The sequence below is a fragment of the Dellaglioa sp. CoH-56-MRSF-14 genome (genome assembly GCF_056782115.1).
In genome coordinates, this window is sequence record NZ_JBXAYB010000003.1 from 245,937 (window position 1) to 260,357 (window position 14,421).

Here is a 14,421-nt window from a genome sequence, read left to right on the forward strand (position 1 = left end):
AAAAATAGCCCAGATATTTATCTGAGCTAAGTCTAAACCTCTATTTAAAAATCTTAGGACCCTTACGCATTTTAGTACGATCATTTCTAGCAGTAGCCTTCTTATTGAAGTTTCCGCCATCAGTTTGTTTCTTTTTGATAATTTCTAGCATTTTATCTCTATCAGTCTTTGCTTTATCAGCCATTAATGTTTCCTCCTTGCTCTATTAATTAACAATTTCTTTCAAAGTTAAAGATTCATATTATGAATACATGCCTTCAAATAAAGTTGATCTTTTATTATTCAACTTACGTCGATTTTAATTCTGTATGCCCCGCTAATCAGTATACAGTTAAAATAACTATGCTCTTAACAGTATATCATTACGACTATCTTGATATCAATAGACGTATAAATTGGATGCCTTTAATTAACCATTCACTAATAATGTTCAATCTCAACGAATTTTGTTCCAACCTTTTCAACGAATTCTTTATCATGATCAATGATTAACATCGGTGGTTGAAAAGCCAGAATAACATCTTGAATTTGTTGACGCGTGATAACATCTAGATAATTAAGTGGCTCATCCCAAATATATATATTTGCTGGTTCAACCAACGAACGACTCAAAGCCACTTTTCTCTTTTGGCCCATGCTCATTTGACTGATATCTTTATCAAATTCATAACGTTCAAAACCAAGTTTTCTTAATGTATCCAACATTAAAGAATAAGAAACATTTTTTTCTGCAGCGAATTCTTGTAAAGAACCAGATAAACCATCAAAATTTTGCGGTAACCAGCTCACTTTTAAAGGTGTTGCAAATTTGTATTGCCCTTGATACTTTAATTGACCTAGTATAGCAGCGATAACGCTCGATTTACCAGAACCATTTTCACCCTGAAGAATAACGCGCTCTCCCATCTTTAATTTAAAATCTACCGGTTTATTTACCGGCAATTGTTTACGAAATGCTGATAAGCCAATTACCTCTAGTAAAGTCTTATCTGACACTAATTTTTCAAAATTCAACGTTAAAAGATCTGCCACATCAATATTCTTAAGTAAAGATTTTTTCTCTTCTACTGCTTTATCGGCACGTTTTTTAATACTTAGTACCCGTTTCATAGATTTAGCTGCCTTGTGGCTAATAAATCCTCTGTCTGTCGCACCAGATACTTTCGCCTCAGTCTGATTAGCCCAACCCGATTTTTTCCGTGAAGCACCTTCTAATCGTTTAATATCATGTTGTAATTTTTCTTTTTCATTATATTCCCAATTATTTCGTGACGTATTTTCGTCAGCCCACGTATTATAATTACCCTTAAATTGACTGATTTTAGCGCGATCAATTGAAATAACATGATCAATAATATTATTTAAAAAATAACGATCATGACTGATTAAAATAAATCCTTGTTTTTGTCTTAGATAATCAGAAATAATTTTTCGACCGTTTTCATCTAAATGATTAGTCGGTTCATCTATTAATTGAAATTTACCTTCGCCAACAAATAAGCTGGCTAATAATATCTTAGTTTGCTGTCCTGGACTTAATTGATTAAATGGTTCCGTCAATAATTTTTCAGATAGTCCAAGTTTATCTAATTCGATTAAAATTTGCCACTGATCATAGTCTTGTAAGTCTGTGATACTCTTGATAACCAGCCACACTGACTCTTCTGGTTTAACAACTGTTTGAGGAAAATACTGAAATTCTAAATCTGTTCTAATCTTTCCTTGGTACTGTAATTGATTTTGTAAAATTCTAAATAAAGTCGTTTTTCCGCGACCATTTCTACCAATTAGACCTAACTTCCAGCTGGCATCTAATTGTAAATCAACATTTTTAAAAATTGGTGCTAATTGTCCATCATATTGAAAACTTAATTGTTTAATTTGTATTGTTCCTATAGTAATTACCTCATTTCTTTGTGAGGTCGACCGCTAAACTATCCATTTGATTCTACAAAAAAAGAGCATACAGTTATATGCTCTTCAATCGTTATCCATCAAAAAAAGTGGTTCTTTCAGATGTGAAAAAGAATTGATATTGCAAACCGTTTGAATAGTCAACATGCATAAAAAGACACACTTCGTCCCTTGTTTAGTCGACAGTTATTCGATTAACGATTTGTATTTACCAATGCACTTCACACTCCCTGTTTATTAATTATTTACAGTCTACTATAGTTATGGTAGATAGGCAAATTAATCAAATGTGATATTAAATTGGTAAGCAATATCCTTCATCGCATCAATTTGATAGTCATCCTCAACATCACTACCCCAACTATCAATACCACCAACACCTCGAACGGCGCCTAGAATCGATAAAACGGTACGATGTTCCGCTGGTAATTCGCTATGATGTGTCGCATTTTCTAATTCTTCAGCTGTATAAGGTAAACAACTAAACGCAATTGGTTGATCAACCGCACTGAATGTTAAACCCGTTTCAGAAGCCTGTTGCATACGATTATCCAGAACAGACTGTCGATAAACAGTTACCCAATCATTTTGCATATGCACACCACAATCTTGCGGAACTAAGTATGGTGTCACTGGTAACCCTTGAACTTCATATCGGCCTGGAATTCCTCCGGCCATTCTATCTGGATAAGTTTCTCCTGATAATCCTTGGTAACAAAAACGAGTCGCTGGTGTGGGCATAATAAATCGCAACCCAAAAACAGGTAATGAGGGTAATCCAGCTTTTCCTTGGTATGAAACTGCAACATTCATTTTTCCGGTTGCTTCAACAGTATAAGTGACCGTCACTTGCGTTTGCGGCACAGTCAGTGTGTTATAGATATAACTTATAGCCACTTTTTCAGCGACTTCATGGTTAGTGTAACGATTATTTTCTGGTGCAATCGGTAACGCAATTGGTTTACCATTAATAGCAACTTTAACTGATTGACAATTACTGAATTGATCAGCGGCCAACCACATCCCTGACTTTACTGGAAACTGACTCCCCTGATCGTTATCCGTTGTTGCACGCCAAAAAGTCGGTTTTGGTGAGCGATAAAGCCACTCTTTACCTTGAATTCTAAAAGATTCTGGGCCACCCGTTTGATAGGAGAAAATATAATGAAAATCATTTCCTTTTAAACCGAGTGTGACATCTCCGTAAATGACAGTTAACTGCTTATTTATCTGTGCCATAATAGTATTTTACCTCCTGCATTGCTGGTTTTTCATTACGTGTGGCAAAAACGAGTCCATCACCCGAAAATGCATAATCAGATGGTCGATCATCAAAATCGCCACCATAACGCAACTCATTTTGACCTGTGACGGGATCTTCAACTAACAATGCTTGATCGATAAAGTCCCAGATGAAACCACCTTGATAGGATTCATATTGTTGTAATAAATCAATATATGATTTCATCCCGCCCAATGAATTACCCATATCATGCATATACTCACACAAGATAAATGGTTTTTGTGGTGAATTTTCTAGATAGTCTTTAATTTCGGCTGGTGTTGCATACATCCGACTTTCAACATCTGAAATGACATCTTTGTATTCAGGCGCACGGAAAACACCTTCATAATGAACTAAACGTGTCGAATCTTTTTGTTTATAGTACTCATTCATTTTCGCTAAGACACTGCCGGCGTATGATTCGTTACCCAATGACCAAAATAAAACTGAGGGATGATTTTTAAATAACTCAAAATTACTTTTAGCGCGGTCTAAAACGGCTGCTTCCCATTGATCCGATGAGCCGGGCACATTCCAAGAAGGCTCAACTTCACCCATTTTCTGCCAAGAACCATGTGATTCTAAGTTGGTTTCAGCCATCATATAAATACCAGCCTGATCACAACGATTGTAAAAAGATAATCGATCTGGATAATGTGACGTCCGAACTGCGTTAATATTGTTACGTTGCATACAGTCAACATCCCAAGCTTCATCATTATCTGAAATGGTTCTTCCTGATTTAGGGTTCCACTCATGACGATTAACACCATTGATAATTAATCGTTCACCATTTAATAACATCACGCGATTCTTAATTTCAATTTTGCGAAAACCAACTGGTTGTTGGATAATTTCAATTAATTGCCCATCAGCATCTAAAATTTCTAATTGTAATGTATATAAATAAGGCCGGTCATTCTGCCAAGCAGTCACTGGTTGTGCTAAATTGTAGTGTTTTTCGACATCTGACCCACTCATTAATTCATCGCTAAATAACACCGCATCTTGGTCTTTGAATGTGACACGGACACGTTGTTCTGCCCCACTAAAATGAAGTTGTAAATCTACTTGTCCTGTTTTTTGTCCACTATCGTAATCAGGAATCACCCAAAAATCATCTAAATGTGTTGCAGGTTGTGCTAACAGTGTCACATCACGAAAAATTCCGAAGAAACGGAAAAAGTCTTGGTCTTCAATGAAGGCTGCAGAACTTCGTTTATGCACTTCAACTGCCAAACAATTATCCTTATCTTTTAAATAAGGTGTCAGGTCAAATTCGCTTGGTGTAAAACTATCTTCTGCGTATCCTAGAAAATGTCCATTCAACCAGACGTACATTGCCTGTTCAACACCTTCAAAACGGATAATAACGCGTTTATTTTGAAGAGTTGGTTCCAAGTCAAAATGGTTTAAATATGAACCTACTGGATTATATTCTGCATCACTAAACATTCCAGCATACTGATTTAAATCAGTATCTGAAAAAGCAGGTCGTCTATATTCATGTCCTTCCCAAGGATACATCGTATTAATATAATGTAATTGCTCATATCCTGATAATTCAATATGCTGTGGTACTGGAATTGTGTCAAATTGTTCTGCATCAAAGTCAGTCTGATAGAAATTTTTTGGTCGACTTGCTGCATTAGTGCTGTAACTAAATTTCCAAGTTCCATTCAAAGATTGTTCAAATGAACTTTTTTGTTGTAACATTTCTGCTTGAGTTGCATAGTACTTATGATCACTGTGAGCTGGTACCTGTCCAACACGAAAAACGGTTGGTGTATCTAGCCATTCAATTTCTGGTGTCATCTGTTTGCCTCCGTTTTATATAAAAGCGTTTTCATAATTAAGTATATGTTTTCTTTTGGAGGTTGTCAAAAAGCATTATAAAATTGAGACAATAAAAAAAATTAGATTTAAGTGAAAATACGGTAATCTCATTTTTATTTTGTGTAAAATTGATTAACTTCTTCCTTTGGGCCTTTTAATTGATTTTTGCAGTAAGTTTCAGTATCGATTGCTGTATTAATCCTTCTGCAAAAATGAAAAAATGTAAAGGGAGGAGAAATCGTTTATATACCCTTTACTTTTCTTTGTGTTTTAGCTAGGTTATTATCAGTAGTTGCTCCCAAAACCCAACGAATATTCCAAATAGAAGGAAATATCTTTAAATTTTAAATACAATAAAAAGGCTCTGTACTATCTGTTGTTGGGACTAGTGTAAAAACTATTACTGATGACAGTTTTTTTGTATAATAACAAAAAAAAGCCAAAAGTCATAAGACTTTTGGTTACGAGTTCATCCATGTTCATTATCCCTCAACCACCACAGATGAATTAATAAGAAAGATGGAACTCTCCGCATGCCTAATCATACTAAATTTTGGCTTAAAATAAAAGACAGTAGTCTAACGATTGTTGATTATCAGTCTTCTAATGACGGTGTCACTCGATTTAACCGTGTTCTTGATTACCAGCCGAAGGGATTGTCCAAATTGTGATATTAAAAACGAAGGACAGATTATCAGGTATAGTTGGCGTCAAACACCCATACGCTACCCTAAATTTTTTGGTAAATGTATCATTTTATCACTCAAACGAAGATACTTTAGCTGTCATGAGCGGCAGTCATACTTCCTTGTCCAAACAAGTGTGGTTCCTAAAAATTGTACGATTTCCAATCTATCTAAACAGCTCTGTTTAACTAAATTAGCGGAATCCGTTTCTTTAACTCATATTGCTAATGAAATTTCGAATCCTGATTCCTTTGTAGGTCGTATTTTAATGACCTTTGAACGTGATTTTAAACCTAATTATAAATTTTTACCTAAAGTACTCCTACTTGACGAAGTCAAGAGTACCAAATCAGCTACAGATGCCATGAGTTTTGAATTTATGGATGCTAGTAACCATGAATTAATCAAACTTTTATCTTTTAGAAGATTCTATCAAATAGAACGTTATTTTTATCGTTACTCAGCTGCAGCTAGAAAAAACGTGAAAATTATCGTAACTGATATGAATTATACCTATCCTAAACTAGCCAAAGAAGTCTTTCCTAACGCGATTGTCATCATAGATACCTTTCATATTATCAATTCAGTGAATCGTGGATTCACTAAAACTAGAATTAGACTGATGAAAGAACTTTCAAAATCATCACAAGACTACAAAGCACTAAAACGTTACTGGAAGCTCCTGTTAAAACCTTCTGAAACCTTAGATTTTAAAAATTTCAAGAAATGGACTTATTTCCCATACCTAACAACAGAAACAAATGTCGTTGATCATTTATTAGCGATTCATCCTGAACTAAATAAATCATATGAACTCATGAACCAAATAAGATCAACCATTCGGTTGAAGGACTGGAAATCTTATGATTTTACAGTTAGAAACACCGAAAGGTGTTCTGAAGAAATGCTTAAAAGTATTGAAACGTTGCTTTGTCACCATTCTGAGATTAAAAATAATTTTGGCTATTATTATACTAACGGTCCTTTAGAAGGAATAAACAATAAAATTAAGGTCATTAAACGCGTTGGTTTTGAATTTAGAAATTTTCGTAGATTCCGAACTAGAATATTTTATACACTTAAAATCCATACAAAAAAACACCTCACAAATTGCTTTGTGAAGTGCTTCAAAATATCGATATAAATATATATTAGCGTTTTGAGAATTATCGATTAATACTTCATGGAATCTTATCTATTTGAATCCACTTGTATCAATACTTTACAATATTGAAAAAGGAACAACATTGAATAAAATCCATAATACGAGATAAAATTAACACCATAAAATAGACTAGTCAAGACACCATTAATGGTGTCTTTTTTTATGCTTTACACACTCTCTACCCATTTAATATATGTCTAATCAATTTCTATTTCAAGATTTCCAGTAACGCTTTAGAGATACGCATTCTATCATCTGTGGTCATGCTTTTCAATCTGTTAATTAATTCGGGCGTATAAATGTCGTTAAAATCATTACTCATTAATATATCAGCCAAATTTAATTGTAAGGCATTCAGAACTAGTTCCAACTTTCTTGTACTCGTATCGTCTAATTGTCCTCTTTCGAGTCGAGCCAAATAGCTGGCGGATACGTCCGCCATTTCTGCCAATTCTTCAATTGTAAGTCCTAATTCTTTTCGCTTTTTCCGAATGAAAGTGCCCACAAGTATAATCATAAATCGCTCCTATTTATCCATATGTTTAATGATAAATTAAGTGCGCACACTTTCAAAGCTCTCAGTATACCTATAAAGTTACATAAAAAGGTAGTATTGAGTATATTTTTGAGATAAAATATATCATGTGAAGATAGTGCAAGATATAAATTACTTTTTTGGGGGAGGAGATTTTATAGGGATCGTTTGGTAAAGGTTGGTTAATAATTCGTTCAAAGAAAAGGGAGAAAATTATGAATAAAGAAGAACTTTTAGATTTTTTAATGGCAAAAAGAAGTGTTACAGCGGGAGCTGCAGTTATCCAACAACAAATTCGTGAAGCAGAGGCTAAGATTGAAAAAGGTAAGAAAAAATTTCGAGGAATAATCATCGCATTAGTCGTTTTAATTGTTCTTTTTATGATTACTAGTCAGACAAGTGCGGCGATGCCATTCATCATTGCTGTTATCGCGCTATTTGCTTTTAAATATTTTGTTTATATTATGCCGGGTAATGAATCTAAAACACAAGCCTTAGCAGACTTGGACGCTGAAATGGCAAATGAAGATTATATTGCAGGCAAGCAAGGATTCCCAGAGAAATTCTACAACTATTTCGATATTTTTCGTCTTTGGAAATTAATTGATGAAACTCGGGCACGTGATTTGCAAGAAGCCTTTAACATTTTAGAAACACAACAATTCCAAGAAACTCAACTTTCAATGCAGGAAGAAATGAGAGGCTTACAACAAGATATTGCCTCAAATGCACGCTTGGCAGCTATGTCCTCAACCGTCAGTGCATTTAATTCGTTCAGAAAATAAGATTTATTATATTAAATTTATAAAAATGGAGAAAAAATGTCAAAAAAAGCAAATATTATTACCGGTGTCAGTATAGTAGCTATAGTTATTATTGTGGCTATGTTTATGATGGGCAATTCAAATAAGATGGATGGAAGCTATATTTCCGACATGGGTGGTTCCAAATTTGAGTTGAAGTTTAAAGGAAACACTGTGACTAAAGTTGAAACTGATAAAAAGTCAGACCAAGGTACTTATGAAATTGAAGACGGTAAACTTACCATGAAATTTGATGATTATACAATGAAAGCTAGTTTAGACAAAGATAAAAAAACATTTACACTTAATTCCGTAACTGGTTCACAAATGATGGGCTTCGGATTTTTATTAGAGGGGTTAAAATTTGAACAGGTTGCTAAATAATTATTAATTTATTGGGAGGATATTTTATATTATGAAAAAATCAAACATTACTTTATTATCAAGTGCATTAATCGCTGGAGTTACTGTCGTTGGTGCTACAACAACGGCAAACGCTGCAACAACTACACCCGACTCAACTGAAACAACTCATACTCAAACAGTTCAATCTAACAGTCAAAAATTAGATGACGATATTAAAGACGCTCAAACTGACGTTGATAATGCCAAAGATACAGCTGACAAAGATCAAAGTGCTGCTGATACTTCTAAAGACACAGCCGATGCTTCTAAAGACAATGCTGGTCAAACTGAAGAAAATGCTAATCAATCACAAGAAGATTTAAACAGTGCTGTTGATAATCAACAAAATGCGCAAAATACTGCTGATAACGCAACTGATGAATCTATCAATAACGCTCAAGATGCAGTTGACGAACAAGACAAAACAAATAACCAATTAGGTCAAGACGTTGATAACGCTAAAACAGATGTTGATAAAGGTAAAACAGATGTCGATAATGCTCAAACTGGCGTTGATGAAGCCCAAAAAGGTGCTGACCAATCTGATAAAGATGCTGATAAAGCTCAAGAAAACGTTGATAATGCTCAAAATAACCTTGATGGCAAAGGTTCAGCCGAAGCCGACAAGAATTTAAGCAATGCCAAAGATAACTTGGATCAAGCTCAAACAACTGAAGACAATGCTCAAAAAGGTGCTGACCAAGCTGACAAGAATATTGCTGACGCACAAAACAATGTTAATAACGCTCAAACTGGCGTAACTGATGCTAACAAACAACAAAATGATGCTAAAGCTAAAGCTGACGCTGCTCAAAAAGCTAAAGATACTGCTCAAAAAGCATTAGATGATGCTAAGAAACAACAAGGTAATCATCAAGCTAACCAAAATCACATCAACTTAAGCCAAGACTACATTAATGCCTTAAAGGCTTATTCAGATGCTTCATCAGCTGACGCTAATTATCAAGATGTCATTGACAGTTTAACAGCTGCAACTGAAAAAGAATGGGCATTAAATGGCGGCTACATTTCAAATGACCAAGATAAAACTGTTCATATTAACAACCAATCAGATTTAAACAAATATCTTGATGACTTAAATGAATATGCTAAACAATTATTAAATGAAGTGCGTGACCGTTTTGGTAGCACACAAGTTGAAGTCTCAGAAGGTTCTAAAAAATTAGGTCAATCAATCGGCGATGCTTATACATCTAAGAATAACGATCCTGATGATGGTCATGACAATGCATTAAACAACAGCATTGCTAACGGTATGGGATTAACATACTTAACACAACAAGATATGAATACTATCTTCGATAAATCATCTGAAAATGGTTGGAATCTTAGTCTTGATGCTTTCAAGAAATCTATCTATGATTCAATGAATGCCTTCTTATTCAATGGGGGTGAATGGGGCCATGCCGTAAGTGTTGCTGGCATTATGGCAACATATACACCTGCCAATAACACATGGTTCGGTCTTGGCTTCGGTCAATTTAAACAATCTAACGGTAATATCTTCTTAACAAGTTTCTTTAACTTTGTTGATGACTATGATGTTAACGACGCTTCTAAATTTAGCACTACACCTGTTGAATCTGGAACTGTCAGTCAAGCTCAAATTGATAAATTAGCAAGCGACGTTACTGCTAAAACAGCAACTTCAAAAACTGCTGATGCAGCTCTTGCAGCAGCTAAATCACAAACAGTTAAAGCTAACCAAGCCTTAGCTACAGCTAAAACTGCTTTAGCAACTGCTAAAACAAAACAAGCAACAGCACACACAGCCTTAACTAAAGCACAAAACGATGTTAAAACTGCTACTGTAGCTGTTAAAAATGCACAAACAGTTGTTGATGATTTAAATGCATCAATGCCTCAAAAACAACAAGCTTTAAAAGATGCACAAGCTGCCTTAGCTACAACTAAAACAACACAAGCTCAAAAACACATGACTTTAGACGCAGCTAATGCTAAATTAGTTACTGCTAAAACTGCATTAAAAGATGCAACTGCTAAATTAAGTGCCGCTCAAGCAGCTTTAAAAGCTGGTCAAGACGCACTTGGCGAAAAAACAAATCATTTAGATGACTTAAAGAATGCTGAAGCTAACTTAGTTGACGCAACAAAAGCTGTTGAAGCTGCTAAAAAAGCATACGACGAGGCTGTTAAAGCTGCCGAAGATGCACAAGCTGCTTCCGTTGCTGACGATGCACAATATGCGAAGTTACAAGCAATCGCTGATGCATCTAAGAAAGCTTTAGACGATGCACAAGCTGCATTAGCTAAATTACAACATGAAAAAGACATCGAAGATGCTTTGAACAATGTTGACAAACCATCAACTGGTACTGATAACGATTCTGGTTCACATACTGGTCATGTAACAGGTTCAGACAATGGTTCAGATAAAGGTAACGTAACTGGTTCTGTTGTTGCTAAAGGTAGTGAAACAGCTAAAGACACGACTGACAACAATGGTATTGTTGCACCAAGCAATAATACATCAACATCACGTCTTAAAGCTGCTGATCATTCAGAAATCAATAACGCTAAAATATTAGGTGCTTCGGTATTACCACAAACTGACGAAACTAATTCGTCAGTCGTTTCAGTGATTGGTGCAGCTCTTGTTGGTGCCGTTAGTCTCTTTGGACTTGCAGGAACGCGCCGTCGTAAACACTAATTCGTTATTGTAAGGAGGAATTGAGATGAAGAAGCCTTTACTTGTAATGACTAGTATCGTAATGGTTGCTTTATTAACAGCGTGTGGGCAACAAAAGTCACAGTCTGAGCAAACAAGTCAGCCAAAACAAGTATCCGTGTCAGATAAGAAAAAGGCGCAGTCGTCAAAAAAAGCAGATACAACTAAAAAGACGCATACTAAAGAAGTAAATCAACCAAAAAAAGAATCCGTGTCAGATAAGAAAAAAGCGCAGTCGTCAAAAAAAGTAAATACGATTAAAAAGACGCCTGCCAAAGAAGTAAATCAACCAAAACAGATGAATTTAGATCAAATTCAAGTCAGTGATTACAGCAGTATCGTCGGTCAGTGGCAAATTGTGAAGTTAGAAGCACGGGGACGCGACTTACCACTTGATGATGTTCAGCCGTTAAATATTACTAAAGATAGTCTAGTGTCATCATCTTCGTTTACATTAAATAAAGCTGGCTTAAAAGATCAGAATGGGCTGCATGCGACGAAATTTGAAGTTGCTAATAATATCTTAACCGCCAGCTTAAGTAATGCAAGTGATGTTTCTATTAATTGGTCCGTCATGTTCTATCCCAAAGGGACTAGTCACGAATATGGTGTTAATACTGGTGAAGAAACGAACAAGCAGAATCTGATTGTTGTTTGGTCAAGTAGTAACTCAGTGACCGCGGTTTACAGCCAAAGTTAATATATATATAAATAGAAGGTCTACAATATCTGTTGCCAGTGATAGAAAAATCTATCACTGGCAACAGATTTTTTTGTATGACACTAAAAAGAGTCTCCTATGACAAATAATACTAAGGTTTTACTAAATATGAAATTTGCTGAAAGCACTCCTTAATCCAGCAGTCATCGGAGTTTATGGTACTTTAGATTACCTTCAAAAATGCCTGACACCCCTGCAGAGTTCTCAACATAATCAAATTGTTAGCTACGGATGGCGGGCATCTCTATTAGGCTACTACGTTATTCTAGTGGCCAACTTTAAGAAACTAACAATGAATTGAAACATATTAAACGTAATGCCTACGATTTCAGTAATTTTAGGAAACACATTTTCTTTGTAATGAGGATTATGTACATAAAAAAGGCGTTGTCACAAAGTGACAACACCCTCCATAATATATTCACCAACAATAGTTGCAATAGAACCAAAAATATTCACCAGTGACAACTGCAATATACCAAAAAAAACACCTCACAAATTGCTTTGTGAAGTGCTTCAAAATATCGATATAAATATATATTAACGTTTTGAGAATTGGCTTGCTTTACGAGCTTTCTTAAGACCTGGTTTCTTACGTTCTTTCATACGAGGATCACGAGTAAGTAATCCTGCAGATTTAAGAGCTGCACGGAAATCTGGATCTACTGTAAGTAATGCGCGAGCAATACCATGGCGAACTGCGCCAGCTTGACCTGAGAAGCCACCACCATTAGCGTTAACTAAAACATCATAACTACCTAATGTTTCTGTAGCGTTAAATGGTTGTAAGACTACTTCACGTAAGTTAGCAAATGGAATGTAATCTTCAATTGCTTTGTTGTTGATAGTAATTTTACCAGTACCTGGTACTAAACGTACGCGAGCTACTGAGTTTTTACGACGACCTGTTCCTGAATATACGACTTGAGCCATTTCAATTGCCTCCTTAAATTAAGTTTGTAATATCTAAAGTTTCTGGTTGTTGTGCTTGTTGATCATGTTCTGCACCACGATATACGTGTAATTTCAATGCTTGTTCTTTACCAAGAGTACCTTTTGGAAGCATACCTTTAACAGAGAAAGCAATCAATTTTTCAGGATCGTTGGCACGGAAATCACCAGCAGTACGAGTTTTTAAACCACCTGGATGATCTGTATGATGTTGGTATAATTTTCTGTCAGCTTTGTGACCAGTTAAACCAACCTTTTCTGCATTGATAACAATAACGTTATCACCAGTATCCACATTAGGTGTGAATGTTGGTTTGTTTTTACCGCGTAAGATAGAAGCAACGACAGTTGATAAGCGACCTAAAGAAATATCAGTTGCATCAATAACATACCATTTACGTTCTATTTCGCCTTTTTTTGCTAAATAAGTTGTACGCACGATTGTTTCCTCCGTTTTTTCATGTTGTTTGTTTGACACTCAAATAAGTTTCCGGGGCCTATCAGTGGGGCAAACAATACCATTTATAATATTAACTATTAAAAGTCAATTTGTCAATCTAATTTATGGGCATCCCACAAATAAATAACACCTTTTCAGATTTAAAATTGCCTTAGTATTCATATTGTCAATAACTTCTATATTACCCTAATTCGTCCGGATAATAAACCTTTTTTAAATATAATCCACTCGCCGGAGCTGTTTCTCGAGCTTGTTGTCGATCCTTTACTTCATATAACCGTAAAATATCATGAACCGGACGCCGGCCGTTCCCTATTTCTAGGAGTGTAGCGACTAAAATTCGGACCATATTGTACAGAAAGCCATTTCCATAAAATTCAAAAATAATTTCATGGTTTTCTTTATCTTCTCTCACGGTTGCCTCATAAATCGTCCGAACGTGATCTGTAACCTGGCTACCTGCCGCCACGAAACTAGAAAAATCATGTTCGCCAACTAAATCAGGTAATGCTTCTTCAATTTTGGCGATATCTATCTTGTATTTATAATGACCCGTGTAGAAGCGTTTAAATGGGTCGGTAAATTCACCTTGAGAAACACGATACATATATCGTTTACCATGCGTACTATAGCGTGAATGAAAATCATCACTGACAAGTTCGGCTTTTTTAACTTGAACATCCAGTGGCAATAAACTGTTCAATGCTCTCATCATGCTAGTTTCCGGAATTTCATGCATGAAGTCAAAATGAAAAACCTGTCCTAAGGCATGAACGCCAGCATCTGTTCGGCCTGAACCATAAATTCTAACTGGTACTTCTGATTTACTCATAATTGTTACTGCTTTTTCTAAGACAGATTCAACCGTCCGTTGGTTTGGCTGCCTCTGAAACCCTGCAAAAGCTGCGCCATCATAAGCAACGGTAATTTTAAAACGTACTGACATATTT

At 35.5% G+C, this 14,421-nt stretch carries 13 protein-coding genes; 5 read left to right on the top strand and 8 right to left on the bottom strand.

Translation table 11 applies throughout. From position 1 onward, the window contains the following. Positions 1-40: 40 nt before the first annotated feature. From AC1RPX_RS04850 to AC1RPX_RS04865, 4 genes are all read right to left on the bottom strand, one after another. Entirely contained in the window at positions 41-184 is a 144-nt protein-coding gene (locus tag AC1RPX_RS04850) for a hypothetical protein (protein ID WP_409022043.1), read from the bottom strand. A gap of 236 nt (positions 185-420) precedes the next feature. Beyond that, positions 421-1,902, bottom strand: coding sequence for a ribosomal protection-like ABC-F family protein (abc-f, locus tag AC1RPX_RS04855; protein ID WP_481761631.1), 1,482 nt, complete (start codon positions 1,900-1,902; stop codon positions 421-423). Between the two features lie 291 nt (positions 1,903-2,193). Next, positions 2,194-3,153: a beta-galactosidase small subunit gene (locus AC1RPX_RS04860; RefSeq protein ID WP_481761602.1), complete on the bottom strand. Its 960-nt coding sequence runs from the start codon at positions 3,151-3,153 to the stop codon at positions 2,194-2,196. Then, the gene (locus AC1RPX_RS04865; protein WP_481761603.1) at positions 3,137-5,014 is read right to left on the bottom strand and encodes a glycoside hydrolase family 2 TIM barrel-domain containing protein; all 1,878 of its coding nucleotides are present in this window, start codon (positions 5,012-5,014) and stop codon (positions 3,137-3,139) included. The genes AC1RPX_RS04860 and AC1RPX_RS04865 overlap by 17 nt, the downstream gene beginning before the upstream one ends. A gap of 606 nt (positions 5,015-5,620) precedes the next feature. Here AC1RPX_RS04865 and AC1RPX_RS04870 point away from each other — a divergent pair. Further along, on the top strand, positions 5,621-6,865 hold the full coding sequence (locus AC1RPX_RS04870) for an ISL3 family transposase (protein ID WP_481762816.1): 1,245 nt from the start codon (positions 5,621-5,623) through the stop codon (positions 6,863-6,865). A gap of 229 nt (positions 6,866-7,094) precedes the next feature. Here AC1RPX_RS04870 and AC1RPX_RS04875 read toward each other — a convergent pair whose 3' ends face one another. Then, positions 7,095-7,403, bottom strand: a complete 309-nt coding sequence (locus AC1RPX_RS04875; protein ID WP_481761605.1) for a helix-turn-helix domain-containing protein — start codon at positions 7,401-7,403, stop codon at positions 7,095-7,097. 233 nt (positions 7,404-7,636) lie between these two features. Here AC1RPX_RS04875 and AC1RPX_RS04880 point away from each other — a divergent pair, with 233 nt between their 5' ends. The 4 genes from AC1RPX_RS04880 to AC1RPX_RS04895 are packed head-to-tail and all read left to right on the top strand — an operon-like array spanning position 7,637 to position 12,039. Beyond that, a complete protein-coding gene (locus tag AC1RPX_RS04880; protein ID WP_481761606.1) occupies positions 7,637-8,206 on the top strand; it encodes a hypothetical protein in 570 nt (189 codons plus the stop codon). A gap of 36 nt (positions 8,207-8,242) precedes the next feature. Continuing rightward, on the top strand, positions 8,243-8,608 hold the full coding sequence (locus tag AC1RPX_RS04885; protein WP_481761607.1) for a hypothetical protein: 366 nt from the start codon (positions 8,243-8,245) through the stop codon (positions 8,606-8,608). 31 nt (positions 8,609-8,639) lie between these two features. Continuing rightward, positions 8,640-11,321, top strand: coding sequence for an SEC10/PgrA surface exclusion domain-containing protein (locus tag AC1RPX_RS04890; RefSeq protein WP_481761608.1), 2,682 nt, complete (start codon positions 8,640-8,642; stop codon positions 11,319-11,321). Between the two features lie 25 nt (positions 11,322-11,346). After that, positions 11,347-12,039, top strand: a complete 693-nt coding sequence (locus AC1RPX_RS04895; protein WP_481761609.1) for a DUF6287 domain-containing protein — start codon at positions 11,347-11,349, stop codon at positions 12,037-12,039. A 561-nt stretch (positions 12,040-12,600) separates the two neighbouring features. Here AC1RPX_RS04895 and rpsI read toward each other — a convergent pair. From rpsI to truA, 3 genes are all read right to left on the bottom strand, one after another. After that, positions 12,601-12,993, bottom strand: a complete 393-nt coding sequence (rpsI, locus tag AC1RPX_RS04900) for a 30S ribosomal protein S9 (RefSeq protein ID WP_409022038.1) — start codon at positions 12,991-12,993, stop codon at positions 12,601-12,603. Positions 12,994-13,006: 13 nt separating this feature from the next. Further along, complete coding sequence (rplM, locus tag AC1RPX_RS04905) at positions 13,007-13,450, bottom strand: 50S ribosomal protein L13 (RefSeq protein WP_057974611.1); 444 nt, start codon at positions 13,448-13,450, stop codon at positions 13,007-13,009. Positions 13,451-13,652: 202 nt separating this feature from the next. Continuing rightward, positions 13,653-14,417: a tRNA pseudouridine(38-40) synthase TruA gene (truA, locus tag AC1RPX_RS04910; protein WP_409022037.1), complete on the bottom strand. Its 765-nt coding sequence runs from the start codon at positions 14,415-14,417 to the stop codon at positions 13,653-13,655. Positions 14,418-14,421: the final 4 nt, after the last annotated feature.

What these genes read in the sequence shown, in the direction of transcription:
- rpsI (WP_409022038.1), bottom strand. Translation starts at nt 12,993, where the DNA reads ATGGCTCAAGTCGTATATTCAGGAACAGGTCGTCGTAAAAACTCAGTA.
- truA (WP_409022037.1), bottom strand. Translation starts at nt 14,417, where the DNA reads ATGTCAGTACGTTTTAAAATTACCGTTGCTTATGATGGCGCAGCTTTT.
- AC1RPX_RS04865 (WP_481761603.1), bottom strand. Translation starts at nt 5,014, where the DNA reads ATGACACCAGAAATTGAATGGCTAGATACACCAACCGTTTTTCGTGTT.
- AC1RPX_RS04850 (WP_409022043.1), bottom strand. Translation starts at nt 184, where the DNA reads ATGGCTGATAAAGCAAAGACTGATAGAGATAAAATGCTAGAAATTATC.
- AC1RPX_RS04895 (WP_481761609.1), top strand. Translation starts at nt 11,347, where the DNA reads ATGAAGAAGCCTTTACTTGTAATGACTAGTATCGTAATGGTTGCTTTA.
- AC1RPX_RS04890 (WP_481761608.1), top strand. Translation starts at nt 8,640, where the DNA reads ATGAAAAAATCAAACATTACTTTATTATCAAGTGCATTAATCGCTGGA.
- AC1RPX_RS04880 (WP_481761606.1), top strand. Translation starts at nt 7,637, where the DNA reads ATGAATAAAGAAGAACTTTTAGATTTTTTAATGGCAAAAAGAAGTGTT.
- AC1RPX_RS04885 (WP_481761607.1), top strand. Translation starts at nt 8,243, where the DNA reads ATGTCAAAAAAAGCAAATATTATTACCGGTGTCAGTATAGTAGCTATA.
- AC1RPX_RS04875 (WP_481761605.1), bottom strand. Translation starts at nt 7,403, where the DNA reads ATGATTATACTTGTGGGCACTTTCATTCGGAAAAAGCGAAAAGAATTA.
- AC1RPX_RS04860 (WP_481761602.1), bottom strand. Translation starts at nt 3,153, where the DNA reads ATGGCACAGATAAATAAGCAGTTAACTGTCATTTACGGAGATGTCACA.